Source organism: Pseudomonas sp. EA_65y_Pfl1_P113 (genome assembly GCF_963970525.1).
GTDB lineage: Bacteria > Pseudomonadota > Gammaproteobacteria > Pseudomonadales > Pseudomonadaceae > Aquipseudomonas > Aquipseudomonas tritici.
This window is the reverse complement of sequence record NZ_CAXAQM010000009.1, coordinates 1-25,938: the sequence shown is the minus strand read 5'-3', so window position 1 is coordinate 25,938 and position 25,938 is coordinate 1. Positions and strand designations below refer to the sequence as shown.

Genomic DNA, 25,938 nt, shown 5'->3' with positions numbered 1-25,938 from the left:
ATGCGGCAAAGTCGGTTGCCGTTTTCCCGGCAGCCACCGACAATCCCCCCCTACCACGCTTCTGGAGACATGCGATGCACAGCGTTGCGCTGATGGTTTACCCGAACTTCCAATCCCTGAGCCTCAGCCTGGGCTCGGTGTTCGAGTGCGCAAACCTGCTGCGCGGCGAGCCGGCCTATGAGTTTCACCTGGTGTCGGAAAGTGGCGGCGCGGTGATGACCTCCCAGGGGTTCTCGGTGAATACCCTACCGATCCGGCCGCAGGGCTACGACACGCTGATCGTCAGCGGCTACCTGGAGTTTCGCCTGCCGGAAGCGAACCTGCTGGAACTGGTCAAGGCCGCCTCGGCCCAATCGCGACGCGTCGCCTCGTTGTGCATGGGCATCTTCGTGCTGGCAGAAGCCGGCTTGCTGGAGGGCAAGCGCACCACCACCCATTGGATTCACGCGCCGGCCTTTCGCAAGCGCTATCCGGATATCCGCCTGGAAGAAGACAAGCTGTTCATCGTCGACGGCCAGGTGTGGACCGGCGCCGGCATGAGCGCCGGGGTGGACTTGGCGTTGGCGATGGTGGAGAACGACCTGGGCAGCGACCTCGCGCGACGCATTGCACGCAAGCTGGTGATCGCCCAACGTCGGGGCAGTGAACAATCGCAGTTGTCGGCGCTGTTGGAACTGGACCCCAAGTCAGACCGCGTACAACTGGCCCTGGCCTATGCCCGTGAGAACCTGACCCATGATCTCTCGGTGGAAGCCCTGGCCGATGTTGCCCGGCTCAGTCCACGCCAGTTCAGCCGGGTGTTTCGCGAAGAAACCGGGCAAACGCCGGCCAAGGCCATCGAGTCCCTGCGCGTAGAGGCCGCGCGGGCGATGATGGAAACCAGTCGTCATCCCGTGGAAGTGGTGGCCCGTGAGACCGGGTTTGGTGACCGCGAACGCATGCGCCAGGCGTTTCTCAGGGCGTTCGGGCAGCCGCCGCAGGCGATGCAGCAGGCGTTGTTCAGAAGCTAGAGCGTCTAGCGGCAGTGGTAAAGGCTTTCGCTGCTGAGTGCTTCCCCAGTGTTCAGGTCACGGATGGTCACCGTGCCCTTGGGGTCGTTCAGGCAGAACGCATTACGCACGGCGTAGATGCCGCTGCCACGGGGGGTGAACACCATTTTGACCGACAAGCCTCTGAGGCGCCCCCCCTGCTTTAAGTTCAACCTCGCGCTTAGTGCAACACCGCGCGTGTCACCAGGTAACTCACCAACTGCGGATCATCCGCCAACTCAATCGCCTGTACCGGGCGCGGCAGGTTGTCCAGCACCCTGCGCCAGAACGCCTGGGACACTTCATCCTGGTCGTAAAAGCGCACCAGCCAATCCGCCTCGCCGCTGCACAGCACCTGGCTGGCGATGGCACGGCCGATGCCTTTGCGCCGATAGCGCTTGAGGATGAACAGGTCAGCCAGTTCCAGAGCGTGGATACCCGGCAGTTCGCTGCCTTCGATCAGCAGGAAACCGGCGATGTAGCCATCGACCAGCAGCAGGTTGGCGCTCCATTGCGGGTCTTGCCAATAGCGGGCCAGGTGTTCGTCGTGAATGTAGAAACGGCCGTCCGCCTCGACATCTTCCTGTTCCCAGTCCGAGGATTCATAGGCGTAATACTGGTAGAGATTGCGGATCAGCTCGGCTTCTTCAGGGCCGGTCTGGATCAATTCGACGGTGGTTTCAGGCATGGGACCCTCAGTGAAAAAACGCAGGGCGCCATTGTTCACAAAACCTGAGCACAGTCCAATAGCGTGGCCAACCTTTCTACTTGCTGAACCGAATGCAAAAAGGCATTGCCCCTTCCGAGACCTTGAAACATTTCGAATAAACTCCGCGAAATTGCCGCTCTTTTTCAAGGACATGTATTTTGACAAACGTCTGTACCGCCGGCCTGGATGTAGGTTTTGCCTCCCTGGACTACCTGCAGATCTTCATCCTGGGCGTGATCCAGGGCATTACCGAACTGCTGCCGGTGTCGTCCACCGCCCATATGCGCGTAGTACCCGCCCTGCTCGGCTGGCAAGACCCCGGCTCGGCGTTTTCGGCAGCCATGCAGTTGGCGGCACTGGCCGCGGTGGTCAGTTATTTCTGGCGCGATGTACGCCAAGTGACCACCGGCAGCATCAGCGCGGTGCGCCGGGGTGACTACTACGACCGGTGGTTCAAGCTGGCGGTGGCGATTGTGCTGGCGACCATTCCTATCGGCATCGCCGGCCTGGCGTTGTCTTCGACCTTGAATGCCTGCAACTCGCCGTTGCGTGGGCTGATGGTGATCGGGATTTCCTGCGTGGTCATGGCGGTGCTGATGGCAGTGGCGGACGTCCGTGCACGCCACACCCGGGAGGTGAGTGAAATGCGCCTGCGGGATGCGTTGATCGTGGGAGTGGCGCAGATTGGCGCGTTGATTCCAGGGGTGTCGCGCTCCGGCTCCACCCTGACGGCGGCACTGTATCTCAACTTCAAACGTGAGGAAGCGGCGCGCTTTTCTTTCCTGCTGGGCCTGCCCGCCATCGCCCTCGCCGGTTTGAAAGAACTGTGGGTGCTGCTGCATGCCGATATGCCGGCCCATGCCTGGCCGCATTTGATCTTTGGTTTGGTGGTGGCGAGCATCTCGGCGTTTTTTGCGATCTGGGGCCTGATGAAGTTTTTGGAGCGATTCTCCACCTGGCCGTTCGTGATTTATCGCGCGCTGCTGGGGGTGTTCCTGATTGTGGCGGTGAGTACCGGGTTGCTGAGTTGAACTGACGCTATTTGCAAACCACCGCAAAACTAATGTGGGAGCGGGCTTGCTCGCGAATGCGGTGTGTCAGCCAACTCATTCAGTGACTGACACACCGCTTTCGCGAGCAAGCCCGCTCCCACACTGGAATTGCTTTGTTTTGAAGATCGCGTTCCTTTGCTGAGGGGGTACAAGGTCATCACTGACAGCTGTGCCACACCTGCCGAATCAACGCCTGCAGCTTCAGCGCCTCCGCCCAGCGATCACTGATCTCACGCCCATCCGCGCCGGTGATCGCATAGGGCGGCGGGCCCAGTTCGCAGGTGAAGCTCAGGCTTTGCGGCGTATCGGACCGGGCCAGCCAGTCCTCGATCCCGTAGCGCCACCACTCGGTAAAACGCTGTACCCAGGCTTGATGCTGGGGAAAGTCCAGCGACACCTGCACCTGTTCACTGCTGGCCACCCGGCCATGAAAACCCCAGCTGTGGCGCAGGATGGTGCGGATCTGCTCATCGTCCTCTGCGGCCCCAGGCTCGGGCAACTCACGCCCGACCACGTAGTGGGACAGGTCGGCCAGCAGCTTCAAATCGGGCATCTGTGCCAGCAGGTCGAGGGTGAACAACAGATCGTTGGTGAGCCGATAACGATGGGTTTCCAGCAGCACCGGAAAGTCCACTTGCTCGGCCAGGCGCTGCCAGCCTTCGACCAACCGTGCGGCCTCGGTTTGAGTGCGCGGGCGCACGTCGGCTTGCAGGGTGAGGTGGTGGCAGCCGTAGCGGCTGATTACGTCCAGTGCGGCCGCCAGATCATCCACCGACTGCGGGAACAGCTGGCCTTCGATCTGCAAGCCCCTGGCCGTGGCGGCGGCGTGCAGGCGCGAGACGTCGGCGGGCTTGAAGTAATGGTCGGTGATGCCGTCGAAACCGGCGGCTTTGATGCGCTCGAGTTGGACTTCGAGGGGGCCGGGCTCGGTTTGCATGGCCCACAGGGATTGGAACACCAGGAATTGGCGCATATCAGCCTCGCAGGATGTGTTTGAGGGACAGCTCGGGGTCGGCCAGGCTGGTCGCGTTGAGCGGGGTGCATGCGCAGATCAGGCGTTCGCACAGCTTGATGTCCTTGGCCGCACTGTTGCCTGGCGCCCATCCGCACGCACCTTGCAGATGGTGATCGGCATCCAGGTAGAACAGCAGCAAGCCGCCGCCCGGCAATGGCCGACTGACCGTAAGCGGCGTGATCACACCCACGGTCTGCACCCCCCAATCGTACTGATCGGACCAGAAACCGGGGAGCGCCTCGAACGGCACATTGCGCCCCAACATATTCAGCGCCGCATGCCGCCCTTGGGCTTCGGCATTGCGCCAGGTTTCCTGGCGTTGGTACAGGCCGTCCAGGCGGAATTCGCACACATCGCCAGCGGCATAGATGTCCGGTGCGCTGGCGCGCAGGTACGTATCGACGCGAATGCCCTGCCCCACGTCCAGCCCCGCCGCCGTGGCCAGTTCGATGTTGGGCTGCATGCCGATGCCGACCACCACCCAGTCGCAGGGCAACCGCTGCCCGTCCACCAACAGCACGGCGTCGGCCTGGATGGATTCCAGCGCCACGTTCAAACGCACATCCACCCCTTGGCGACGATGCAAATCCAGCAGCGCTCGGGAGATAACCGCCGGCAACACCCGGCCCGCCAGGCGCGGTCCAGCTTCCAGTACCGTCACCTCACAGCCCAGGCCGCGTGCTGTCGCCGCCACTTCCAGCCCGATAAAGCCGCCACCCACCACCACCAGCCGCGTGCCGGGGTTCAGGGCATTGCGCAAGGCCAGCGCCTCATCGTGGGTGCGCAGGTAAAGCACATTGGCCTGCGCCTGAGGCAATCGTCGTGCCCTGCCGCCAGTGGCCAACAGCAGACCGGCATACGGCAGCCACTGGCCGTCGGCGAGTTGCAGGCGATGGTGTTGCGGCGCCAAGCGAGCCACCGGATTACCGGCGATATGCTCAATATCCAGCTCGGCCAGCCGCGCGCTGTCGCACAGGCTGCACCCGGCCAAATCCGCTGTGCCCTGCAACAGGCCTTTGGACAGCGGCGGCCGCTCGTAGGGCACGTGCGGCTCATCGCCGATCAGGATCAGCCGCCCGGTATAACCTTCTTCGCGCAAGGTCAGCGCCGCACGGCCACCGGCATGGCCGGCACCGACGATCATCAGAGCGTCGTTCATCATCACGCCGTGACGGCGAGCAATACCCGCCCCGCTTCGACCCGCACCGGGTAGGTCTTGAGGTTGACGCACACTGGCGCACCCAGGGCCTTGCCGGTGCGGTAATCGAAGCGCCCGTTGTGCTTGGGGCACTCGATGATGTGGTCCATCACGAGGCCGTCGGCCAAGTGAATTTTCTCATGGGTGCACAGCCCCGCGGTGGCAAAAAATTCATTGTCGGCCGAGCGATACACCGCGTAGGTGTGCGGCCCGTGGTCGAAGCGCAGCACGTCTTCTTCGTCTATTTCGCCCACGGCGCAGACGTCGATCCATTGATCGTTCATGGCGTTTTCTCTTGTTCTTGGAAGGCGTTCAGCCGGCAGTGGCTTCTGCATGCACGGGGGCATTGGCGGCCGGTTCGGCACGCGGGCGTATCGGGCGCTGAACGAAATGGTTGGGGTCGCTGCGCTGCTTCCAGATGGTCGGCAGGATTTCCTTGTACGCCTCGAACAGATCGGTGTAGGGCGCCGGGCAGTCGCCGCGTATTTCTTCGTGCAATTGCGCCAGGGCGTGATACGGCACCATCGGGTACATGTGGTGTTCGAGGTGGTAGTTCATGTCCATGTAGATAAAGCGCAGCACACGGTTCATATAAATGGTGCGGCAGTTGCTGCGGTGGTCGAGCACATCCTCGGCCAGGCCCACGTGTTGAGTGAGGCCGAAAATATAGCCCAGCCAGGCACCGTAGATACTCGGCAGGCCAATCAGCATCAGCGGCAGCCAGCTGTGCAGGTACAAGGCGGTGCCGATGACCACCGCGTAGATGCCGACCCAGATACGCGCCGCGCGGAACACCTTGGGCCATTCGGACTCGGGGATAAAGTCTGCCTCCTGGGCACTCATCTTGCCGACGGTATGGCGCGCCACGCCGCTGAACGTCTTCCAGGCCAAGGGCACATTGAACAGGCTCAAGAACATCATCGAGAAGCGCGGTGGGCGCGGCTCGACAATCTCAGGGTCGCGACCGACGACGATGGTGTCGGTGTGATGACGGGCATGGCTCCAACGCCACACATGGGGCTCGAAGATGCACATAAAGCTTGCAACCTGGTACAGCACGTCATTCATCCAACGGGTTTTGAACGCCGTGCCATGGCCGGTTTCGTGCCAGCGCGGGTTGGACGCGGTGCCGTACAGCACGCCATAGGCCAGGAAGAACGGCACGCAGGCCCAGGTGCCCCAGAACCAGTAGCCGCCAAAACCAGTGGCGAACAGCGCGGTCACCCAAATGGCAGTGTCGAGCAAGGCCGGGCCGTCGCGACGCTGCATCAGTGCTTTCATGCGTTTTCGGGAAACCGGCGACTGATACCAACTGGCCGAGACCAGGCCTTTATCAAAGGCGCGGGCGGCTTCGGGGCCGGTGAGGCTGTAGTCGCGCCGGGCGGGATGAGCGGTGTGTTCAGGCATTGTTATTGTTCTCCGCAAGCGGGTGGTTTCAGGTGCTGTGTGAAACCCACGATAGAGAACGCCTAAATCACCCTCAAGGCCTTGAATCCATTCCCTATCAAGCTATCATCCAGGCCCAGCGGGGCTTGATAGTTTTCTATCAAGACGCTCAAGGGGCTTGTCATGAACAACAATAAACGCCCAACCATTGCCACCGTTGCCGCCCAGGCCGGGCTGAGTGTGGCCACCGTCGACCGCGTATTGAATGCGCGTGCGCCGGTCAATCCCGACACCGCCGAACAGGTGTTCCAGGCCGCCGAAGCCGTGGGTTACTTTGCCGCGCGGCTGATTGGCCAGCGCATTCGCGAACGGCGCCCGACCTACCGCCTAGGCATCCTGTTGCTGGGCACCGCCCAGGCGTTCTACGCCAACCTGGCCCGTGCCATCAGCGATGCAGCCGAGCAGCATGCCGGTGCCAACCTTACGTGCCAGTTCGAATACATCATCGATCGCACGCCCAGCGCCATCGTCGCGCAAATCGAACAGTTGGCCGTGCAGTGCGATAGCCTCGCGGTGGTCAGTTTTGCCCACCCACTGATCAACGCCTGCCTGGCGCAGATCCGCGCAGCCGGCGTGCCGGTGGTCGCCCTGCTTTCGGATATCCACGAACACGCCGATGAGCCCTATGTGGGCCAGGACAACCACGTGGTCGGCCGCACCATGGGCTGGTTGCTCGCCCGTACCTGCGGCGCACGCAAAGGCAGCGTGGGGATCTTGCTCGGCGGCCACCGCTTTCTCGGCCACCAGGCACGGGTCGAAGGCCTGCACAGCTACCTCGCCGAGCACGCGCCGGGGCTCAAGCCGTTGGAGCCGCTGATCAACCTGGATAACTGCGACATCACCGAAGAAGCCACCCTCGACCTGATCAGCCGTCACAGCGACCTGCGCGGGCTGTGTGTGGTGGGCGGCGGCGGTGATGGCATCATCAGCGCCCTGGCACAGCTGCCCAAGCGCCCGGCGCTGTGTTGCATCCTGCAGGAGTCCACCGAGCTGTCGCGCCAGGCGCTGAGCCAGGGTTTGATTGATGTAGTGATGGACTCGCAGCCGGGGCGGACGGCCGCGGCATTGGTGGCGTTGATGGTGGCGTTGCAGAGCGCCGAAGGGTTCGATCCGGTGCGGCATCGGGTGCTTATACCGCCGCAGATTGTGACGTCGGAGAATCTCTAGCGCGCTCGGCACTCGACCTTCAAGCCACCCGTCTCCAGCACGTGACTCTCGATCACCACCGGCAGGAAGCGCTGGATCACCAGCATGTTGCTGTGCAAATGCTCGCTCATGTGCGGCGTGGTGAAACGGCCGCCACCCGCCAGTGCCATTGGCAACAGCAACTGATCGGCCAGGTGTTCGCCTACTGCCGTGTCGGTGCCTCGCCACTCACTGGCCTGGTCGATAGCTTGGTCGGCCACCGTTTCGGCGCGCACCTTGGCCATGCCAAAGGCACTGAATATTTCGGTGACATGCTCGTGGACGAACTCCAGCATCAGCACATTGCCTGGGCCCTGTTGCGGGTCAATCTCGACCGGGAACAGTTGCGTGTCCGCAAACGATAGACGCTGGCGCACGCGCTTGAACTGGCGCTCGCTCACTTGGGCGGGCAACCCTGCGTTAAGGGTTACCGCGCGGGCTGCGAGCAGTTCTCCGCGCTGCATCAACTGCAGCGGCATCAGCTCACTGGGTTGGATAAACGCCTCTAACTCACCACCGCCAGCCGGTACAAACCCGTAGCGGTTCAGGCTCAATTCGATGCGCGCGCCCATACGCTGCAACAATGGAAGCCAGGCGCGCTGCAGAAAGTCCACCGGCGGTGCCAGCGGGTTATGGGTGCCGCCGCAGATCGTCACGCGGCTGGCCGTGGGGGCGCGCAGCAATGCCGGCAACAAGGTCTGCAGCACCAGGGTGCAACTGCCGGCCGTGCCAATGGAAAACCGGTATTCGCCCCCTTGAATCGGCCCGGGTTCGAACACCAGTGTTTGCGAGCCCAGTTCAGCACCTTGCACCTTGGCACCACAGACCTGCGCCGCCGCCAGCACGGCGGTCAGGTGTTGACGCATCAAGCCTGGCCGACTGCGCTTGGCGCGGATGTTTTTGATGCGCAGGGTCAACCCGGTCACCATCGACAAGCTGAGCCCGCTGCGCAGTACCTGGCCACCGCCGATGGCGCCGTCGAGTTCAATGAGGTCCTGTTTCATATCTATCCTTAAGCAAAGCGTTTGACCGTGTCCCGCAGGTAGTGGTCCAGTTGTTGGGCGTCTTCATGAGTGCGTGGCAATACCGGCACTTCGCGTTCCAGTTCACGCTGTATGTAGGCGTGCAACGCCGGGCGCCGTGGCCCGTAGGCCGCTTCCCCGGCATTGCGTTTCAACACCAGCAGGGTTGCGACCTCATCAAGCAGTTGTGCGTCATCCACTGTGCTCAACAAATCGGCGAAGGTCATCGGCGGCCGCCCCAGCCCCAGGTCGATCCAACGCACTGCCAGCAACGGCCGCAGCACGTAGAAGTACTTCTTGAACCGCACCGTGTCGCCTTGCAGATAGCCGCGAAAATTCTTCTTGGCCATCGAAAGGTAATGATTGCGCGCCGCCGGCGGGCTGTAGAACGCCTCGGCCAGGGCACGCAATTGCGCCGTGGCCTCGGCCTCCTGGCGATACACCAGCGGCGAATCAAGCCATTCCAGCAGCGTGGGGTTGGATTTGCGCAGCAGGCCCAAGGTCTTGCGCAACTCCCAGCCGCTCACATCCAACTCGTCATCCAACGGGCGTTCGATCACGTCGCGCGGCGTATCCACCTGCATGAACCAGTCAGGTTTTTCCACGTAGACAAAACGCACATCGTAGTCGCTGTCGGTGGAGGCAAAACCCCAGGCCCGGCTGCCGGATTCGCAGGCATACAGTACCGTCACATTGCGCTCACGCTCTATGCGCTCCAGCTCCTGAAGCACTCGCGCGCGCATGGCGTCGCTCAATGGGTGGCGTTCTTCCCTTTCCATCTCTATTCCCCCTCTTATCCTTTGACGCACACCACTTGACGCAAGGTGTGCAGCACTTCCACCAGCTCGCGCTGGGCGTGCATGACTTGGTCGATGTCCTTGTAGGCCATCGGAATTTCATCGATCACATCGGCGTCCTTGCGGCACTCCACATGGGCCGTCGCGCGGATCTGGTCGGCCAGGGTGAAGGTGTTCTTCGCCTTGGTACGGCTCATGGTGCGGCCGGCGCCGTGGCTGCACGAGCAGAACGACTCTTCGTTGCCCAGTCCACGCACGATGAAGCTTTTGGCGCCCATGGAGCCCGGAATAATCCCCAGCTCGCCCTTCTTCGCCGACACCGCGCCCTTGCGCGTCACCAAAATATCTTCGCCAAAGTGCCGCTCTTTCTGCACGTAGTTGTGATGACAGTTCACCGCTTCCAGCGCCACTTCAAATGGCTTGCTGATCACCTGGCGTGTGGCCTGGACCACCGCGCGCATCATCAACTCGCGGTTCTGCCGGGCGAAATCCTGAGCCCAGCCCACCGCTTCCACGTAGTCATCGAAGTGCTGGCTGCCCTCTTCGAAATACGCCAGGTCGCGGTCCGGCAAATTCGCCAGGTGTTGCTGCATGTCCGCCTGGGCCAACTGGATAAACAGGTTGCCGATGGCGTTACCCACGCCACGCGAACCGCTGTGCAACATGAACCAGACACGGTTGGCTTCATCCAGGCACACCTCGACAAAGTGGTTGCCGCCGCCCAGGGTGCCGAGGTGCTGGCGGTTGTTACTGCGTTCCAGTTGCGGGTACTTGTCAGTGATCGCCTTGAAGCGCGGGTGCAACGCCGTCCATGCCTGATCGGCCTGGGCCGGCACGTCTTCCCATGCACCTTTGTCGCGGCCTTTACGGCTGCGAGTGCGGCCATGGGGTACGGCGGCCTCGATGGCGCACCGCAGGCCATGGAGGTTGTCGGGCAAGTCGCTGGCGGTCAGCGTGGTACGCGCGGCGATCATGCCGCAGCCAATATCCACGCCCACCGCTGCCGGGATGATTGCGCCCACGGTGGGGATCACGCTGCCGATGGTCGACCCCTTGCCCAAGTGCACATCCGGCATCACCGCAAGGTGCTTGAAGATAAACGGCATCTTGGCGGTATTCATCAGTTGCTGGCGGGCCTCGGGTTCGACGGGCACGCCCTGGGTCCAGAGTTTGATCGGCTTGCCGTCGGCGATTTCCAGCAGTTGGTAGGTTTTCTCTTGCATGATCTCGATTCTTTTTTTGAAAGCCGGCGCTGCGGCGTTGATAGAGGCATAGCAGCGGGCGTGCCAGTTTTTTAAAAGCCGCTCTAAAAATACTTATCCAATTGTTTTATATAGTTATTTTTAATAATTGATAACTCACACCCAAAAAAACCATGACAAGCTGATCGTCAACTTCATATCCTCACATATCGTTACTTATATTTTGGTCTAGCCATGAAACACAAGCGCACCGTCGCCATCGGGTTTATCGGCTCCAAGCTGGATCGCGTCGGCAAAGGCGCCAACCGCTGGAACCACTGGCGCCCCAGCGTCGGCCTGTGCCAGCAGGACAACCTGCAGATTGATTGCCTGGAGCTGATCCACGACATCGACGCCCGGGACGTCAGCCTCGCCGAGCGGGTGCGCGCCGATGTCCAGCAGATCTCGCCCCACACCGAGGTGCGCCTGCACCCCATGCCGCTGAACAACCCCTGGGATTTCGAAGAGGTCTACGGCGCGCTGCACGACTTCACCACCGACTACCGCTTCGACACCGAACACGAGGACTACCTGGTCCACATCACGACCGGCACGCACGTGGCGCAGATTTGCTGGTTCCTGCTGACAGAGGCGCGCAACCTGCCCGCGCGGCTGATCCAGACCGCGCCCAGCCGCCGCCTCGACGACACCGCACCCGCCACCGGCACCCACACCCTGATCGATCTCGACCTGTCGCGCTACGACCGCATCGCCTCCCGCTTCGCCCACCAGCGCCTGGAGGGCCTGGCGTTTCTCAAGTCGGGGATCGCCACGCGCAACAGCGCGTTCAATGCCTCCATCGAGCAGATCGAACGCGTGGCCGTGCGCTCCACGGCGCCGATGCTGCTGATCGGCCCCACGGGCGCGGGCAAGTCGTTCCTCGCCCGCCGCATCTACGAACTCAAGCGCAGCCGCCATCAAGTGCAAGGGCGCTTCGTGGAAGTCAACTGCGCCACCCTGCGCGGCGATGGTGCTATGTCGGCGTTGTTCGGCCATACCAAGGGCGCCTTCACCGGCGCACAAAACGCCCGCGACGGCCTGCTGCGCGCGGCGGATGGCGGCATGTTGTTCCTTGATGAAATCGGCGAACTGGGCCCTGATGAACAAGCGATGCTGCTTAAAGCCATCGAAGAAAAGCGCTTCTACCCCATGGGCGCCGACCGCGAAGTGGCCAGCGACTTCCTGATCATCGCCGGCACCCATCGCGACCTGCGCGGGCGCGTGGCCGAAGGGCTGTTCCGCGAAGACCTGTACGCGCGCATCAACTTGTGGACCTTTGATCTGCCGGGCTTGGCGGGCAGGCGCGAAGACATCGAGCCCAATATCGATTTCGAGCTGGAGCGCCACGCCCGCGAGCAAGGCCGCCGCGTGCGCTTCAACCTCGAAGCGCGCCGCCGCTACCTGGCGTTCGCCTGTTCCAGCGAAGCGGCGTGGCTGGGTAACTTTCGCGAGCTGTCTGCGTCGATCACGCGCATGGCGACCCTGGCCGACAGCGGACGTATCGATGAGGCCCAGGCCGAAGAAGAAATCCAACGCCTGCGCTACGCCTGGGGGCTGTCCGAGCCGCACACCCTGCTGCCCGCCGACCTGGACCTGTTCGACCAGTTGCAACTCAAGGCCGTCATCGAGGTGTGCCTGCAATCCGACAGCCTGTCCGACGCCGGCCGCCGCTTGTTCGGTGTATCACGCCAGGCCAAGGCCCAGCCCAATGATGCGGATCGCCTGCGTAAATACCTGGCGCGCTTTGCGATTGACTGGAAGCAGTTGAAGCCCTAGCCCTGCGAGGCGGTCAGTTGCCACGAAAATCCGTGGCATTCAGGCCGAACCGGCTCATCTTGTTATACAGCCCGCCCCGCGACACGTTTAGCTGCCGGGCGGCCAGGCGGATGTTGCCGCGGGTGCTTTCGAGCGCGGCGACGATGGCGTGCATTTCATGGCTGCTCAGGTCCTGGGTCGGTTGCACGTCGTCAGTGCGCACCGTTGCGCGCGGCTTGCTTTCCAGGGGCAAGTCGACAGGCTGGATCAGTTCACCCGTCGCCAGGTTGGTTGCCCGTTCAATGCTGTTTTCCAACTCCCGCACATTACCCGGCCAGCCGTAGGCCGAGAGCTGCGCCATGGCGTCCGGGGAAAAACCCTGCACCGATTTACGCAGTGAACGCGCGCAGCGGGCAAGAAAGTGCCGCGCCAGCAGCGGTATATCGTCGCGGCGCATGCGCAGTGGCGGCACGGTCAGGCTCAACACGTTAAGGCGGTAGTAGAGGTCTTCGCGAAACGCGCCCTCGGCCACCGCCTGGCTGAGGTTGCGGTGGGTCGCGGCGATGATGCGCACATCCACTTGCCGCGAATTCTTCGCCCCCACGCGGGTGATTTCACCTTCCTGCAACACCCGCAACAGGCTGACCTGGGCATCGAAGGACATGTCGCCAATTTCATCCAGGAAGATGGTGCCGCCATCGGCCAACTCGAACTTGCCCGCCGAGCCGCCACGGGCCGAGCCGGTGAAGGCGCCTTCGACATGCCCGAACAGTTCGCTTTGCACCAGGTCTCGCGGGATGGCGCCGCAGTTGACCGCCACAAAGGGGCCATTGCAGCGGTCGCTGCCGTTGTGGATCGCCTGGGCAAACAGCTCTTTGCCGGTGCCGCTTTCGCCGAGGATCAAGGTGGTGGACTCACTGCGGCTGGCGATGCGGCCCAGGTGCAGCGCGTCCTGGATAGCGCGCGAGTTGCCCTGGATGGTTTCAAAGGTATAGCGAGCCTGGGTGCCGATAATGCGCCGGGTAATTTCGCGGATACGGCGGTTCTCGCGCACCGATACGATCACCCCGCCCTGCTCCAGCGGGCACACTGAAACCAGGCAAGCGAGCTGGCTGCGGTCGTGCAGGTGAAAGGTGCAATCCAGGTCGCGCACAGGCTCCCCCGTCGCATCACCCAACTCACTGCGGCCCAGGTGCTGGAACGGGCGACCGATCAGCTCCAGCCCCACCCGGAACAATTGCCGGGCATAGCGGTTGAGCGCCTTGATGCAGCCGCGCTCGTCCAGCACCACCAGGCCTTCGTTGAGCACTTCGAGGACGGTTTGCTGTTCTTCCAGCAGGCCTTGCAGGGCCATCTGCCGTGATACGGCTTCGGCCGCCGCCTGCACGGTGCCGAGGGTATGAAAGTGAAACCAGCCGGGCTCGGCGGTGAGTGTCAGCATCGCCAGGGTTTCACCCTGGGCATTCTTGATCGGCGCGGCGGCGCAGTGCATGCGACGCTGGCGCAGGCCACTACCAAAATTTTCCTCGGCCAGTACATACACCAGGCGATCTTCGGCCAGGGCCAGCCCGGTGCAGTTAGTGCCTTGCACGGATTCCAGCAGGCGGCTGCCCACCGGGGTGATGTCCAACCCGCAGAAATACAGGGTGGTGCCGTCGGCATCAGTGAGGTTGATATGGCCGCGCGGGTTGTAGGCCAGCAAGCCGTGCATGACTTGCGCAGCGGCAGCGATCAACACGCGGTGAGTTGCCAGGGTGGCATCAAGGTCGCGGGGCTCCACGAAGCGATACCCGCTGTCATCGGGATCGATACCGGCCTCGACGCTTCGCCGCCAGGAATCCCAGATGACTTGCCGGACCTCGCCTGGGCGCTCGACCCGGCCGGCCAGGCACTCCCGCCACGCCTGCTCGAGCGCGGCGACAGGTCCGTCATTCAGCGCGACAGGCCCCAAGGCAGTCAGGTAGTCGAGGTCTTGCACGCTGAACATCATGGTCATCGGGGGCATCCGTGTTCATGTTTTTGACATGTCAGTATAGACATGTCATCAAAATGAACACTTTTTGTTTATATGTATTTATAAATCCATAAATATCAGCATGTTATGAATTGGCACAGCCCTTGCTCCTACCTCTTTGCCCATCAGGACTGTCCTGAGGCCAATAATAAAAAGGGGTTATTTCATGAGTACACAGAACATCCGCCTGGGCTTGATCGGCGCTGGTCGCATGGGCAGCTTCCACGGCCTCACGGCTGCGCGACACATCCCAGGGGCCAGCCTCACAGCCATTGCCGACCCCACTCCCGGCCAAGCCGCCCGCCTCGCCGCTGAGCTCGGGGTAGCCAAGGTCTACACCGACCCCCAACAACTGCTCGACGACCCGGATATCGACGGCGTACTCATCGCCGCCCCCGCACGCAGCCACGCCGAACTGGTGATCAACGCCGCGCGCGCCGGCAAAGGCATCTTCTGCGAAAAACCGATGGCCATCACCCTGGACGAGGCCGACCGCGCCATCGCCGCCGCAGCCGATGCGCGCGTGCCGTTGCAGGTCGGCTTCAACCGGCGTTTCGCCAAGAGCTTCCGTACTGCCCACCTCGACGTCGTCGCCGGCCGTATCGGCACGCCGCAACTGTTGCGATCGCTGACCCGCGACCCGGCATTGAACAACCCGGCCGCTTCACCGCAATGGGTGATTTTCCTGGAAACCCTGATCCACGACTTCGACACCCTGCGCTACCTCAACCCCGGCGCCGAAGCGGTACAGGTGTACGTAATGGCCGACGCGCTGATCGCTCCGGAATACAAAAGCAAAGGTTTTCTCGACACCGCCGTGGTCACAGTGCGCTTCGACAATGGGGCAATTGCCACCGCAGAAGCCAACTTCCAGGCCGTGTATGGCTACGATGTGCGCGGCGAAGTGTTCGGCAGCGCAGGCATGCTGACCATGGGCAGCGTCACTGAGTCCGACCTGGTGCGCTACCTGGCCCAAGGCATCCAGGCCGACACTCTGCGCCTGGACACCGACCTGCTGCGCGACGCCTACATCGCCGAACTCAACCACTTCGTCGACTGCCTGCGCAGCGGCGCCAAGCCCCTGGCCAGCGGCGAAGATGCGCGCGCGGCACTGGCAATTGCCCGCGCCTGCATCGAGTCGTTCGAAACGGGCAAGGCCGTCGCCGTGCAGGGAGCCCAGCGATGATCCCGTTCACACTGGCGGTCAGTGCCGAGATGGTGTTTCTCGACCTGCCCTTTATCGAGCGCGTACAGCGTATTCACGCGCTGGGGTTCAGCGCCGAGATCTGGAACTGGACCGACAAGGACATCAATGCCCTGGCCGCGACCGGTGCCGATTTCACCTCGATGACCGGCTACATCACCGGCACCCTCACCGACCCCGACGGCATCCGCCACTTGCTCGACAGCGCCCGCGAATCCTTGAGGGTAGCCGAGCAATTGAACTGCCCCAGCCTCAACCTGCACGGCACCGGCCTGGGTGACGGCGGCCTGCCCGTGCAACCGGTGTCCCGGACCACCGGCCGCATGTGGCTGAGCGCCTGCAAGACCCTGGAAAAAATCGCCCGCCTGGGCGAAGACGCCGGCCGCGTGTTCCTGCTGGAAAACCTCAACACCGACGTCGATCACCCCGGCACCCCCTTCGCTCGCGCCGACGACACCCTGGCACTGATCGAAGCCGTGGGCAGCCCACACCTGAAGATGAACCTGGACCTGTACCACGCGCAGATCGGCGAAGGAAACCTGATCGAATTGATCCAGCGCGCCGGTAGCGCCATCGGTGAAATCCAGGTCGCCGACGTGCCGGGCCGCCAGGAACCCGGCACGGGAGAAATCCACTACCCGGCCATTGCCAGGGCGTTGCACGCCATGGGCTACAGCGGCGTGGTCGGACTGGAAGGCTGGGCCAGCGGAGACAGCGAACTGGCCCTGGCGCGTTTCCGCCAAGCATTCACCCTATAACAATAAAAGGATCACCCTTATGAACCGCTATTCGTTGTTCGTTGCCACGCTGTTACTGCTGTTCAGCCAATGGACGTTCGCCGCTTACCGCATCGGCGTGAGCATCGCGCGGGTCGACGACAACTTCATGACCTACGTACGCACCGGCCTGGAAGCTGCCGCCAAACAGCAGGATGTGCAGATCCAGTTCGAAGACGCCCAGGGCGACGTGGTGCGCCAACTCAACCAGGTCGAAGGCTTCCTCAACCAGAAAGTCGACGCGGTGATCGTGCTGCCGGTGGATACCGCCGCCACCGCCAACATCACCCGCGCAGCCACCGCCGCGAAGACGCCACTGGTGTACGTCAACCGCCACCCGGATGAACGCACGCTGCCCAAGGGCGTCGTCACCGTGGCCTCCAACGACATCGAGGCCGGGCAATTGCAGATGCGCTACCTCGCGGAAAAACTTGGCGGCAAGGGCAACGTGGCGATCATCATGGGTGACCTTGCGCAAAACGCCACCCATGACCGCACCGAGGGCGCCAAACAGGTGCTCAAGGACTTTCCCGGCATCAAGGTGGTGGAGCAGCAAAGCGCCGAATGGCAACGCAGCAAAGGCATGGACTTGACCAGCAACTGGTTGCTGGCGGGCACGCAGTTCGATGCGATCGTCGCCAACAACGATGAAATGGCGATTGGCGCAGCCATGGCGTTGCAGCAAGCCGGCAAAGCCAAGGGTGAAGTGGCGATTATCGGCATCGACGGCTTGCCAGATGGCTTGGCGGCGATCAAGCGTGGCTTGCTGACGGCGTCGGTGTTTCAGGACCCGAAAGCCCAGGCAACCCAAGCGGTGCAGGCGGCGATCCGGATGATCAAGGGCGAGCCGATTGAATCGGAAGTGTGGGTGCCGTTTGAGCTGATCAAGCCGGAACAGGTGGCGGTGTTTGAGCAGCGCTACAAATAAACTTGGGTACACAAATCCAAATGTGGGAGCGGGCTTGCTCGCGAATGCGGTGGATCAGCCAATGAATCTGTTGACTGACACACCGCATTCGCGAGCAAGCCCGCTCCCACAGGTTTAATCCAGGTCGCTTGCAGAATGGCGCTCGGCCAACTGCTCCGCAGGCTCGCCGGATACCCGATTCACCCTACGCCCCCGCTGCACCGCCGGCCGCGCTTCAATCGCATCCGCCCAGCGCAACACATGCGTGTACTCATGCACCGCCAAAAACTCCGCCGCGCCATACAAACGGCCTTTTACCAACCCGCCATACCAAGGCCAGATCGCGATATCGGCGATGGTGTACTCATCCCCGGCAATGTATTCACTCACCGCCAGGCGCTGATCCAATACATCCAGCTGACGCTTGGTCTCCATGGCAAACCGATTGATCGCATACTCCATCTTGCTCGGCGCATACGCATAGAAATGCCCGAAACCACCGCCCAGGTAAGGTGCGCTGCCCATCTGCCAGAACAACCACGACAAGCATTCCGCACGCGCCGCAGGCTCAGTCGGGAAGAATGCGCCGAACTTTTCCGCCAGGTACTGCAAAATCGCGCCCGACTCAAACACACGAATCGGCGTGGCGCCGCTACGGTCCAGTAATGCCGGGATCTTGGAGTTGGGATTGACCCCGACAAAGCCGCTGCCGAACTGGTCGCCGTCGCCGATCTTGATCAGCCAGGCATCGTATTCCGCCCCGCTGTGCCCCAGGGCCAGCAGCTCTTCCAGCAAGAGGGTGACCTTCTGCCCATTGGGCGTGGCCAGGGAATACAGCTGCAGCGGGTGCCCTCCCACCGGCAGCGCCTTGTCGTGGGTTGCCCCGGCAATCGGTCGGTTGATGCTGGCGAAAGTGCCGCCGCTTTCGGTGTCCCAGGTCCACACTTTCGGGGGTACGTACTCGGTCATGCTGACTGCTCCAGAGGCGTTTTCGATCGACGTAGTGCTCCAGACTAAACCAAACGTTGCTGGAGCGTCACACAGTGAATGCCGGCCCATCCGCAAGGCCGGTTCAAAGATGCAGCGGTACGCCAGCGGCGCCATTGCGCGGCACGTGTACCCGTAGCGCAATCAACAAGGCTGCCAACAACATCAGTACCCCGGCGCCGAGAAACACACCGCCAATGCCACTGACACTGAACATCGCGCCCCCACCGGCCGCCCCCGCCGCGATGGCTGACTGCACCGAAGCCACGACCATGCCACCCGCACTTTCAGCTTGATCCGGCACGGCGCGAGCCACCCAGTTCGACCACGCCACGGGCACCCCGCCAAAGGCCATGCCCCACAGCGCCAGCAGCAGCGCCTGGCCTGGCAGAGAGGCAGGCAACAGCACCAGGGCGAGCGCCGCAACGCCGACCAGTACCGGCATCAACACCAATGTGCCCCGTGGATAGCGCACCAGCAGCCAACCGGCCAGCAGCGTGCCGATGAAGTTTGCGGCGCCGAACCCCAGCAGCATCAAGGCCAGCCCTTGAGTCTGCACGCCCGTGGTGCTTTCCAGGAATGGCCGAATGTAGGTGAACAGCGCGAAGTGCGCGGTGTGTACCAATACGCAGGCAAACATGCCGATGGCGATGCCAGGGCGCAGCAGCACATCCAATACCGTGCGCAGCCGTGCACTGCCAGTGGGAGCCAGGCGTGGCAGCGTGAGCAGCTGGAACGCCAACGTCACCACGCCAACGGCGGCCGCAGCCACAAACGCACTGCGCCAGCCATACACATCGCCGAGGTAGCTGCCCAGCGGCACGGCAACCACCGTGCCCACCGCAATGCCACTGAAGATGATCGACAGCGCACGGGGCAGCAACGCCGCCGGCACCAGGCGCATCGCCACCGCTGCCGCCATACTCCAGAAACCACCCAGGGCGACGCCCAGCAGGATGCGCATCAACAGCAGCACCGCCAGGCTCGAAGACAGCGCCACCAACACGTTGGACGCGATCATCAGCATGGAAAACCCCAGCAGCACCACGCGCCGGTCGATCCCGCGCGTCAGGCCGGGCACCAGCAAGCCAGCGAACAACGCCACCACTGCCGTCACGGTTACAGCCTGACCAGCCAGGGCCTCCGACACCCCAAGGTCCATCGCCATCGGCGTCAGCAGGCTGGCCGGCAGGTATTCTGCCGTCAACAACCCGAATACCCCCATGGCCAGGGAAAACACCGCCATCCAGGCCGGGGTAGCGGGCTCCGCCTTGGAACGGATAGAGGCTTGAGCTACACAATCATTCATCACACGACATCCTCAGGAAATTAGCGCGACCGCCAGTCTAGGTTCGCCAACCCGGATGATCTATGATGCAAACCCTTGAGTTTTTGACCGAAACCCCGAACATGACTGCACCGGCCCCGTTCAATCTGTCGTCCGACCTTATCGATGAACTGCTGCGCGGCATGCGCCTGCGCGGGGTGCAGTACCAGCGCATTCAGGCCGGACCCCGCTTCGGCATGGGCTTCGACGCCAAACCCGGTCACGCCTACTTCCATTTCCTCGCCGCAGGTGTGGCCACCCTGCGCACCGACGACGGCAGCCTGTTTGAATTGTCGGCGGGCAATGCCGTGTTCATCTCCCACGGCGGCGCACATGCGCTGTTGTCCACGGCGGATGTCGCTGTGCAGGACATCAGCCGATTTGACGCCACCCCGCTGGGCGATACCGTCTGCGCCGTGGATGCATCGCCCGACACGCCCCCCAATACGTTGCTGTTCAGCGCCTGCATGGAGTTCGAAATCGGCAGTATCCAGGGGCTCGGCAGCCTGATGCCGGCCTTGATGCTGATCGATACCAAGGGCCAGCGCTACCCCGGCCTGATGCCGATCCTGGCGGTGATGGAGCGCGAAGTCGCCAGTGCTCGCGTCGGCTACTCGGGCATCCTCGCGCGCCTGGCCGATGTGGTGGCCGCCATGATCGTGCGGGGTTGGGTGGAATGCGCCTGCGGCAATGCATCGGGGCTGGTGGCAGCGTTGCGCGACGCACGGCTGGCCGGGGCCCTGCTTGCCCTGCATCAGCAACCAGGCCGCGATTGGAGCGTGGCCGAGTTGGCCGCGCACAGTCATACCTCCCGTTCGGTGTTCGCCGAACGCTTCCAAGCCACCCTGGGTCTTCCGCCGCTGCGCTACGTGACGCAATTGCGCATGCGCCTGGCCAGCCAATGGTTGACGCTGGAGCGCTTGCCCATCGAAGAAGTGGCGCTGCGCCTGGGCTATACCTCCCAGGCGGCGTTCAGTCGCGCATTCAAGCGCATCACCGGCCAGCCACCTGGAGCCAGCCGCCAGGGCTCCAGGAGCCCGGCATGAAACAGCGCCAAGCCATTGCGCAGGCTGATCCCGCGCCCTTACTCTCTTGAGCTCACCACGTAGCAAGCAATGGAGGTTTCATGAAACTGATCGGCATGCTGGACTCGCCTTACGTACGCCGCGTGGCGATCTCCCTGGAGCTGTACGGCGTGGATTTCGTGCATGAACCGCTGTCGGTGTTTCGCACCTTCAACGAATTCGCGCAGATCAACCCGGTGGTCAAGGCCCCGACCCTGGTGCTGGACGATGGCACGGCGCTAATGGATTCCAGCCTGATCCTGGACTACCTGGAAACCCTCGCCCCGGCTGACAAAAAGCTGCTGCCCCCGCAGCCCGCCGCGCGCGCCCATGACTTGCATGTGCTTGGGCTGGCGCTGGCGGCCTGTGAGAAGAGCGTGCAGATCGTGTATGAGCACAAGCTGCGCCCGGCCGAGAAACTGCATGCGCCGTGGCTGGAGCGTGTCACCGGCCAATTGCTGGCGGCTTATTCGCTGCTCGACAAGCAACTGGCCGACAGCGAGGCGCTGACTCAGGCTTCGATTACAGCGGCGGTGGCCTGGTCGTTCAGCCAGTTAACCGTGGCGTCGGTGGTCAAGGCGGATACGTTTCCCAACGTGAAGCGCCACGCCGAGCGCCTGGAGCAGCACCCGGCTTTCAAGCAGTACCCGATCGAATAAACACCATCGTCTCAAGGGGGTGCGGGCTTGCTCGCGAATGCGGTGGATCAGTCAAATAATCCGGTGACTGACACACAGCTTTCGCGAGCAAGCCCGCTGCCACCTTTGGCCTGCGTCGTTATGAAGTTAGCTAGCCCTGCCTAAACCCAGCCGCCATCCACAATAAAATTCTGCGCCGAACACATCGCCGACGCATCGGAAGCAAGAAACAACGCCATATTGGCGATGTGTTCCGGCAGCACACTGCCCGGCAAACACTGGCTGCGGCTGATCAGTTCCCTGGCGGCATCGTCGACCCACATCGCCAGTTGCTTCTCTGTCATCACCCAACCCGGCACCAGCGTGTTCACGCGGATGCGACTCGGCCCCAGTTCGCGAGCCAGCGCGCGGGTCATGCCGTGGGCGGCGGCTTTGCTGGCGGCGTACACCGGGTAGCCGGCGGACGCCATCATCCAGCCGACCGAGCCGAGGTTGATGATCGAGCCGCTACCGGCGCTTTTCATCATGGGCACCACGGCCTTGGCGGCGAAGAAAGCGTGTTTGAGGTTGACGGAGATCAGCCTGTCGAACATTTCCGAGTCGATTTCTTCCAGGGTGTGACGCACGTCATTGGCGGCGTTGTTTACCAGCACGGTGATCGGCCCCAGAGAGTGTTCGAAACGAGCGATGGCGGCTTTGTAGGCAATCTCGTCGGTGATGTCGCAGTTCACGAACTCCACAGTGTGCCCGCGGGAACTGAGCAGCGCCGCGAGGCGTTCGCCCTGGCTTTGCGCGCGGTCGACAAAGCCCACCTTGGCGCCCTGGGCGGCGAAGGCCCGCACCATGAATTCGCCGATCCCTGAGGCACCTCCGGAGATCAGGACGGTTTTGCCTTCAAGGTCGGGATACACGGCGTGTTGAGTACTCATAACATCTTGCCTCGCTCAATTAGTCTTATTTTATTTTGCAAAAACGGCTTTTAAGGCTATAAATTCGCTGTCATAAAGACAAAATATCGCTATTAGTAGAACTATTCCACTCAAAACAACAAAAGGAAGTTCGACCATGAAGCCCCCTCGTTATCTGCTGTCAGGTCTCGCCATGTCCGTATTAATCGCCAGTGGCGGGGCTCACGCCGCAGGCCTCTCCAGTGAACACAAGCCTTTCGGTAAAACCAACGACGGCACCGCCGTCGAGCAGTACATCTTGCGCAACAGCCATGGCATGCAAGCCACGGTGATCACCTACGGCGGCGTGTTGCAGTCGCTGAAAGTGCCGGACAAAAACGGCAAGGTCGACGACGTGGTGCTGGGCTTTGACGACGTGCAAGGCTACCAGGCCGGCACGGCGTTTTTCGGCGCGACCATCGGGCGCTTCGGCAACCGCTTGGCCGGCGGTGCCTTTGAGCTCGACGGCAAGCGCTTCCAGGTGCCGCTCAACGATGGTCCCAACTCACTGCATGGCGGCGCCCAGGGCTTCGACAAACAGGTGTGGAAGGCCGCACAGGTCAAGGGCAAGGACTCGGTCGGCGTGACCCTCACCTACCTGTCCAAGGACGGTGAAATGGGCTTTCCCGGCAACCTGAAAACCGAGGTCACCTACAGCCTCAACGAGAAAAACGAACTGCACATCGACTACAAGGCCACCACCGATAAACCCACGGTGCTCAACCTTACCAACCACAGCTACTTCAACCTCGCCGGTGCGGGGAATGGTGACATTCTCAAGCAGGTGGCGACCCTGCACGCCAGCCATTACACGCCGGTGAACGCCACCTTGATTCCAACCGGCGAAATCGCGTCGGTGAAAGGCACGCCGATGGACTTCCTGAAACCGACGCCGATCGGCCAGCACATCAAGGACGATCACCCGCAGCTCAAGTTCGCCGAGCCGAAACAGGGCGGGTTTGACTTCAACTGGGCACTCGATACCAAGGGTGACGTGAAACAGTTGGCTGCCCAAGTGCATGATCCTGAGTCGGGGCGGCGGTTGCAGCTCTACACCACAGAGCCCGGTGTGCAGTTCTATACCAGCAACTTCCTCGATGGTTCGGTGAAGGGCAAAGCGGGGAAGACGTATCTGCACTGGAGCGGTTTCACGTTGGAGACCCAGCATTTTCCGGATGCGCCTAATCAGCCGAAGTTTGCGTCTACCCGTTTGAACCCAGGGCAGACTTACACCCAGAACACTATCTTCAAGTTCTCCGCCGATTAAAACTGTGGGAGCTGGCTTGCCTGCGATAGCGGTAAGCCAGCCGATAAATCCTGGACTGACCCACCGCTATCGCAGGCAAGCCAGCTCCCACATTTAGATCTTCACATGGCAAGGGTTCAGCGTTGTTTCATGCGGTCGATGACCACCGCCAGCAGCAGGATCGAGCCGCGAATCACGTACTGATAAAACGTGTCGATGTTCTTCAGGTTCATCGCGTTCTCAATGATCGCCAAAATCAACACGCCGGCAATCACATGGCGAATCATGCCAACACCACCACTCAACGACACCCCGCCCAACACACACGCCGAGATCACCGTCAGCTCAAAACCCTGGCCGATCATCGGCTGGCCGGAGGTCATGCGCGAGGCCAGGATCACCCCGGCCAGGGCGCCGATCACACCGTGCACGGCAAATATCAGGATCTTGGTGCGATCAACGTTTACACCCGCCAGCAACGCCGCTTCCGGGTTGCCGCCGATGGCCAAGGTGTTGCGCCCATAAGTGGTGTAATTGAGCAGCCAGCCGAAAAACACGAAGCACAGGATGGTAATCAGGATCGGCACCGGCACGCCCAGCAGTTGGCCGTTACCGAAGATAAAGAACTGCTCCTCGGACACCCCCACCGCCTTGCCGTTGGCGAAGATATACGCCAGCCCGCGCACGATCTGCATGGTCGCCAGCGTGGTAATCAGCGCATTGACCCGCAGCTTGGCAATCACGATGCCATTGATCAGCCCCACAACCAGGCCCATCAGCAAGGCGGCGCCGATACCGAGCATGACGCTGTCGGTGTCGCGCATCACAATCGCCGCCACCACCCCGGCGCAGGCAATTACCGAGCCCACCGACAAGTCGAAGTGCCCCGACGCCAGGCAAAACAACATGGTGCAGGCGGCGATGCCCACCGTGGAAATCGCCAGGCCCAGACCGCGCATGTTCAGCGGCGAGAGGAAGTTGTCGATGAGCAAGGCGCACAGCAGGAAGATGCCCACCGCGGCCAGCAGCATCGCCCAGTTGTCGAGCAGTGCGCGCATGTCCAGGGGTTTGCGTGCCGAGGGCAACGCGTTGTCTTGGGTTGTCATAGTCGTCTCTCAGTTCGCCAGGCTGCGCGGCAAAGCCAGTTGCAGCAGGTTGGATTCAGTCGCGTGCTCGCGGGTTTGCTCACCCCGCAGTGCGCCTTCGCACAGCACCAGGATGCGGTCGGAGATGCCCATCACTTCCATCAGGTCGCTGGAGACCACAATGACTGCAATGCCTTGGGCGGCGAGGTTATGGATGATCTGGTAGATCTCGGCCTTGGCGCCGATATCGATGCCACGGGTCGGCTCGTCCAGCAGCAGGACTTTCATCGGCATCGACAGCCAGCGGCCAAGAATGGCCTTCTGCTGATTGCCGCCGGACAGGTACATGATTTTCTGCGCCGCGTTGGGCGTTTTGACCTTCATCGCCTTGATTTGCTGGTCGGCGTTGCCCTTCTCCCACCCCTCGCGCAACAGCCAGCCGAACCGGGAGTGAGTGCCGCGTGCGCTGATATTGATGTTCTCGGCGACGCTGGACAGCGGAATGATGCCTTCCTTCTTGCGGTCTTCCGGGCACAGCAGCACGCCCGCGGCGATGGCATCGCGCGGTGAGCGCAGTTGCAGTTTTTCGCCGCACAGTTCCAGCTGCCCTGCGGTCGTACGCGTTAATCCGCTGAGCAGGCGGAACAACTCGGTACGCCCAGCCCCCACCAACCCGAACAAGCCGAGAATCTCGCCCTTGCGCACGTTGAAACTGATCGGCTCACGCAGGCCGGGGCCGAGCAGGCCATCGACCTTGAGCGCGACCTCGCCGTGCTCACGTGGGCGGTAGTCGTAAATGTCCTGGATATCGCGCCCGACCATGCAGGTCACCAACTGGTCATGGGTCAGCGCGCTCATGTCCTCGAAGGTGCGCACGTAGCGGCCATCCTTGAACACCGTGACCGCGTTGCAGATGCGGAACACTTCCTCCATGCGGTGCGACACGTAGAGCACCACTTTGCCCTCATCGCGCAGGCGCGTGATGATCGCCATCAAGCGGTCGATCTCCCGCGCCGACAGGCTGCTGGTGGGTTCATCAAACGCGATCACATGCGCACCACGGGACAACGCCTTGGCGATTTCCACCAGTTGGCGTTGGCCCAGGGACAGGCGGCCGAGCTTCTCATCCGGGTCGATTTCATCCGCCAGGCCCTTGAGGCAAGCCAAGGCCTGCTTGCGCAGCAGCGCCCGATTGACCACCCCAAAACGCGACGGCAAATGCCCGAGGAACAGGTTCTCGGCCACGGTCATTTCCGGCACCAGATGCAGCTCCTGGTGGATCACCGCCACGCCGC

General features: G+C 62.3%; 25 protein-coding genes. 10 read left to right on the top strand and 15 right to left on the bottom strand.

Annotated features, from left to right (window positions below; all coding sequences use genetic code 11):
* The first annotated feature begins 74 nt into the window (after positions 1-74).
* Positions 75-1,010, top strand: coding sequence for a GlxA family transcriptional regulator (locus AACY52_RS10855; protein WP_339419730.1), 936 nt, complete (start codon positions 75-77; stop codon positions 1,008-1,010).
* A gap of 5 nt (positions 1,011-1,015) precedes the next feature.
* On the opposite strand, the gene AACY52_RS10850 is transcribed toward AACY52_RS10855, so the two are convergent.
* Together AACY52_RS10850 and AACY52_RS10845 are read right to left on the bottom strand one after the other, a co-directional pair.
* Complete coding sequence (locus AACY52_RS10850; RefSeq protein WP_339428118.1) at positions 1,016-1,168, bottom strand: hypothetical protein; 153 nt, start codon at positions 1,166-1,168, stop codon at positions 1,016-1,018.
* 41 nt (positions 1,169-1,209) lie between these two features.
* The gene (locus AACY52_RS10845) at positions 1,210-1,716 is read right to left on the bottom strand and encodes a GNAT family N-acetyltransferase (RefSeq protein ID WP_339419726.1); all 507 of its coding nucleotides are present in this window, start codon (positions 1,714-1,716) and stop codon (positions 1,210-1,212) included.
* A gap of 179 nt (positions 1,717-1,895) precedes the next feature.
* Between AACY52_RS10845 and AACY52_RS10840 the strand changes: the two genes are divergently transcribed.
* A complete protein-coding gene (locus tag AACY52_RS10840; RefSeq protein ID WP_339419724.1) occupies positions 1,896-2,768 on the top strand; it encodes an undecaprenyl-diphosphate phosphatase in 873 nt (290 codons plus the stop codon).
* A 178-nt stretch (positions 2,769-2,946) separates the two neighbouring features.
* Here AACY52_RS10840 and AACY52_RS10835 read toward each other — a convergent pair whose 3' ends face one another.
* From AACY52_RS10835 to AACY52_RS10820, 4 genes are read right to left on the bottom strand one after another with little or no spacing between them, the layout of a single operon-like run.
* Positions 2,947-3,762, bottom strand: coding sequence for a sugar phosphate isomerase/epimerase (locus AACY52_RS10835; protein ID WP_339560480.1), 816 nt, complete (start codon positions 3,760-3,762; stop codon positions 2,947-2,949).
* A 1-nt stretch (position 3,763) separates the two neighbouring features.
* Complete coding sequence (locus tag AACY52_RS10830; RefSeq protein ID WP_339560479.1) at positions 3,764-4,963, bottom strand: FAD-dependent oxidoreductase; 1,200 nt, start codon at positions 4,961-4,963, stop codon at positions 3,764-3,766.
* Positions 4,964-4,965: 2 nt separating this feature from the next.
* Positions 4,966-5,286 (bottom strand): MocE family 2Fe-2S type ferredoxin, encoded by a 321-nt coding sequence (locus tag AACY52_RS10825; protein WP_339419721.1) that lies wholly within the window; start codon positions 5,284-5,286, stop codon positions 4,966-4,968.
* A gap of 28 nt (positions 5,287-5,314) precedes the next feature.
* Positions 5,315-6,409 (bottom strand): fatty acid desaturase family protein, encoded by a 1,095-nt coding sequence (locus AACY52_RS10820; RefSeq protein ID WP_339419720.1) that lies wholly within the window; start codon positions 6,407-6,409, stop codon positions 5,315-5,317.
* 162 nt (positions 6,410-6,571) lie between these two features.
* On the opposite strand from AACY52_RS10820, the gene AACY52_RS10815 reads away from it, so the two are divergent.
* Positions 6,572-7,615, top strand: coding sequence for a substrate-binding domain-containing protein (locus AACY52_RS10815; RefSeq protein WP_339507039.1), 1,044 nt, complete (start codon positions 6,572-6,574; stop codon positions 7,613-7,615).
* Here the strand turns inward: AACY52_RS10815 and rtcA are convergent.
* The 3 genes from rtcA to AACY52_RS10800 are packed head-to-tail and all read right to left on the bottom strand — an operon-like array spanning position 7,612 to position 10,675.
* Positions 7,612-8,637 carry an RNA 3'-terminal phosphate cyclase gene (gene rtcA / locus AACY52_RS10810; RefSeq protein ID WP_339419718.1) on the bottom strand — a complete coding sequence of 342 codons (1,026 nt, stop codon included), beginning with the start codon at positions 8,635-8,637 and terminating at the stop codon, positions 7,612-7,614. The two genes, AACY52_RS10815 and rtcA, sit on opposite strands and share 4 nt — an antisense overlap.
* Positions 8,638-8,645: 8 nt before the next feature.
* Positions 8,646-9,434 (bottom strand): nucleotidyltransferase domain-containing protein, encoded by a 789-nt coding sequence (locus tag AACY52_RS10805; RefSeq protein ID WP_339419717.1) that lies wholly within the window; start codon positions 9,432-9,434, stop codon positions 8,646-8,648.
* Between the two features lie 14 nt (positions 9,435-9,448).
* The gene (locus tag AACY52_RS10800; RefSeq protein WP_339428122.1) at positions 9,449-10,675 is read right to left on the bottom strand and encodes an RtcB family protein; all 1,227 of its coding nucleotides are present in this window, start codon (positions 10,673-10,675) and stop codon (positions 9,449-9,451) included.
* 213 nt (positions 10,676-10,888) lie between these two features.
* Here AACY52_RS10800 and rtcR point away from each other — a divergent pair, with 213 nt between their 5' ends.
* The gene (rtcR, locus tag AACY52_RS10795) at positions 10,889-12,469 is read left to right on the top strand and encodes an RNA repair transcriptional activator RtcR (protein ID WP_339419715.1); all 1,581 of its coding nucleotides are present in this window, start codon (positions 10,889-10,891) and stop codon (positions 12,467-12,469) included.
* 13 nt (positions 12,470-12,482) lie between these two features.
* Here the strand turns inward: rtcR and AACY52_RS10790 are convergent, their stop codons facing one another.
* Positions 12,483-14,444: a sigma-54 interaction domain-containing protein gene (locus AACY52_RS10790; protein ID WP_370468018.1), complete on the bottom strand. Its 1,962-nt coding sequence runs from the start codon at positions 14,442-14,444 to the stop codon at positions 12,483-12,485.
* Positions 14,445-14,628: 184 nt separating this feature from the next.
* On the opposite strand from AACY52_RS10790, the gene AACY52_RS10785 reads away from it, so the two are divergent.
* Genes AACY52_RS10785 through AACY52_RS10775 form a run of 3 tightly spaced genes read left to right on the top strand, consistent with a single transcriptional unit; the run spans position 14,629 to position 17,370 of the window.
* Entirely contained in the window at positions 14,629-15,648 is a 1,020-nt protein-coding gene (locus AACY52_RS10785) for a Gfo/Idh/MocA family oxidoreductase (RefSeq protein WP_339419712.1), read from the top strand.
* Positions 15,645-16,424: a TIM barrel protein gene (locus tag AACY52_RS10780; protein ID WP_339419711.1), complete on the top strand. Its 780-nt coding sequence runs from the start codon at positions 15,645-15,647 to the stop codon at positions 16,422-16,424. Before AACY52_RS10785 ends, AACY52_RS10780 begins: the two co-directional genes overlap by 4 nt.
* A gap of 19 nt (positions 16,425-16,443) precedes the next feature.
* Entirely contained in the window at positions 16,444-17,370 is a 927-nt protein-coding gene (locus AACY52_RS10775) for a sugar ABC transporter substrate-binding protein (RefSeq protein WP_339419710.1), read from the top strand.
* A 114-nt stretch (positions 17,371-17,484) separates the two neighbouring features.
* On the opposite strand, the gene yghU is transcribed toward AACY52_RS10775, so the two are convergent.
* Together yghU and AACY52_RS10765 are read right to left on the bottom strand one after the other, a co-directional pair.
* Positions 17,485-18,318 (bottom strand): glutathione-dependent disulfide-bond oxidoreductase, encoded by an 834-nt coding sequence (gene yghU / locus AACY52_RS10770; protein WP_339428127.1) that lies wholly within the window; start codon positions 18,316-18,318, stop codon positions 17,485-17,487.
* 103 nt (positions 18,319-18,421) lie between these two features.
* Positions 18,422-19,645 (bottom strand): MFS transporter, encoded by a 1,224-nt coding sequence (locus AACY52_RS10765; RefSeq protein ID WP_339495018.1) that lies wholly within the window; start codon positions 19,643-19,645, stop codon positions 18,422-18,424.
* 65 nt (positions 19,646-19,710) lie between these two features.
* On the opposite strand from AACY52_RS10765, the gene AACY52_RS10760 reads away from it, so the two are divergent.
* On the top strand, positions 19,711-20,709 hold the full coding sequence (locus AACY52_RS10760) for an AraC family transcriptional regulator (protein WP_339428131.1): 999 nt from the start codon (positions 19,711-19,713) through the stop codon (positions 20,707-20,709).
* An 80-nt stretch (positions 20,710-20,789) separates the two neighbouring features.
* Positions 20,790-21,386, top strand: a complete 597-nt coding sequence (locus tag AACY52_RS10755; RefSeq protein ID WP_339419707.1) for a glutathione S-transferase family protein — start codon at positions 20,790-20,792, stop codon at positions 21,384-21,386.
* 140 nt (positions 21,387-21,526) lie between these two features.
* Here the strand turns inward: AACY52_RS10755 and AACY52_RS10750 are convergent, their stop codons facing one another.
* Entirely contained in the window at positions 21,527-22,294 is a 768-nt protein-coding gene (locus tag AACY52_RS10750; RefSeq protein ID WP_339419706.1) for an SDR family oxidoreductase, read from the bottom strand.
* Between the two features lie 136 nt (positions 22,295-22,430).
* Here AACY52_RS10750 and AACY52_RS10745 point away from each other — a divergent pair, with 136 nt between their 5' ends.
* Positions 22,431-23,579, top strand: a complete 1,149-nt coding sequence (locus tag AACY52_RS10745) for an aldose epimerase family protein (RefSeq protein WP_339436503.1) — start codon at positions 22,431-22,433, stop codon at positions 23,577-23,579.
* Between the two features lie 116 nt (positions 23,580-23,695).
* On the opposite strand, the gene araH is transcribed toward AACY52_RS10745, so the two are convergent.
* Both araH and araG read right to left on the bottom strand, forming a co-directional pair.
* Positions 23,696-24,664, bottom strand: a complete 969-nt coding sequence (araH, locus tag AACY52_RS10740) for an L-arabinose ABC transporter permease AraH (RefSeq protein WP_339419704.1) — start codon at positions 24,662-24,664, stop codon at positions 23,696-23,698.
* 9 nt (positions 24,665-24,673) lie between these two features.
* The coding region (araG, locus tag AACY52_RS10735) for an L-arabinose ABC transporter ATP-binding protein AraG (RefSeq protein ID WP_339560477.1) at positions 24,674-25,938 on the bottom strand (1,265 nt) is incomplete at its 5' end.

Bases quoted from the DNA above. Each gene is read 5' to 3' on its own strand.
- AACY52_RS10845 (WP_339419726.1), bottom strand. From the start codon at position 1,716: ATGCCTGAAACCACCGTCGAATTGATCCAGACCGGCCCTGAAGAAGCC.
- AACY52_RS10780 (WP_339419711.1), top strand. From the start codon at position 15,645: ATGATCCCGTTCACACTGGCGGTCAGTGCCGAGATGGTGTTTCTCGAC.
- AACY52_RS10750 (WP_339419706.1), bottom strand. From the start codon at position 22,294: ATGAGTACTCAACACGCCGTGTATCCCGACCTTGAAGGCAAAACCGTC.
- AACY52_RS10745 (WP_339436503.1), top strand. From the start codon at position 22,431: ATGAAGCCCCCTCGTTATCTGCTGTCAGGTCTCGCCATGTCCGTATTA.
- AACY52_RS10855 (WP_339419730.1), top strand. From the start codon at position 75: ATGCACAGCGTTGCGCTGATGGTTTACCCGAACTTCCAATCCCTGAGC.
- yghU (WP_339428127.1), bottom strand. From the start codon at position 18,318: ATGACCGAGTACGTACCCCCGAAAGTGTGGACCTGGGACACCGAAAGC.
- AACY52_RS10825 (WP_339419721.1), bottom strand. From the start codon at position 5,286: ATGAACGATCAATGGATCGACGTCTGCGCCGTGGGCGAAATAGACGAA.
- AACY52_RS10760 (WP_339428131.1), top strand. From the start codon at position 19,711: ATGCAAACCCTTGAGTTTTTGACCGAAACCCCGAACATGACTGCACCG.
- rtcR (WP_339419715.1), top strand. From the start codon at position 10,889: ATGAAACACAAGCGCACCGTCGCCATCGGGTTTATCGGCTCCAAGCTG.
- AACY52_RS10815 (WP_339507039.1), top strand. From the start codon at position 6,572: ATGAACAACAATAAACGCCCAACCATTGCCACCGTTGCCGCCCAGGCC.
- AACY52_RS10830 (WP_339560479.1), bottom strand. From the start codon at position 4,963: ATGAACGACGCTCTGATGATCGTCGGTGCCGGCCATGCCGGTGGCCGT.
- AACY52_RS10835 (WP_339560480.1), bottom strand. From the start codon at position 3,762: ATGCGCCAATTCCTGGTGTTCCAATCCCTGTGGGCCATGCAAACCGAG.
- AACY52_RS10800 (WP_339428122.1), bottom strand. From the start codon at position 10,675: ATGCAAGAGAAAACCTACCAACTGCTGGAAATCGCCGACGGCAAGCCG.
- AACY52_RS10765 (WP_339495018.1), bottom strand. From the start codon at position 19,645: ATGAATGATTGTGTAGCTCAAGCCTCTATCCGTTCCAAGGCGGAGCCC.
- rtcA (WP_339419718.1), bottom strand. From the start codon at position 8,637: ATGAAACAGGACCTCATTGAACTCGACGGCGCCATCGGCGGTGGCCAG.
- AACY52_RS10820 (WP_339419720.1), bottom strand. From the start codon at position 6,409: ATGCCTGAACACACCGCTCATCCCGCCCGGCGCGACTACAGCCTCACC.
- araH (WP_339419704.1), bottom strand. From the start codon at position 24,664: ATGACAACCCAAGACAACGCGTTGCCCTCGGCACGCAAACCCCTGGAC.
- AACY52_RS10790 (WP_370468018.1), bottom strand. From the start codon at position 14,444: ATGACCATGATGTTCAGCGTGCAAGACCTCGACTACCTGACTGCCTTG.
- AACY52_RS10755 (WP_339419707.1), top strand. From the start codon at position 20,790: ATGAAACTGATCGGCATGCTGGACTCGCCTTACGTACGCCGCGTGGCG.
- AACY52_RS10785 (WP_339419712.1), top strand. From the start codon at position 14,629: ATGAGTACACAGAACATCCGCCTGGGCTTGATCGGCGCTGGTCGCATG.
- AACY52_RS10775 (WP_339419710.1), top strand. From the start codon at position 16,444: ATGAACCGCTATTCGTTGTTCGTTGCCACGCTGTTACTGCTGTTCAGC.
- AACY52_RS10805 (WP_339419717.1), bottom strand. From the start codon at position 9,434: ATGGAAAGGGAAGAACGCCACCCATTGAGCGACGCCATGCGCGCGCGA.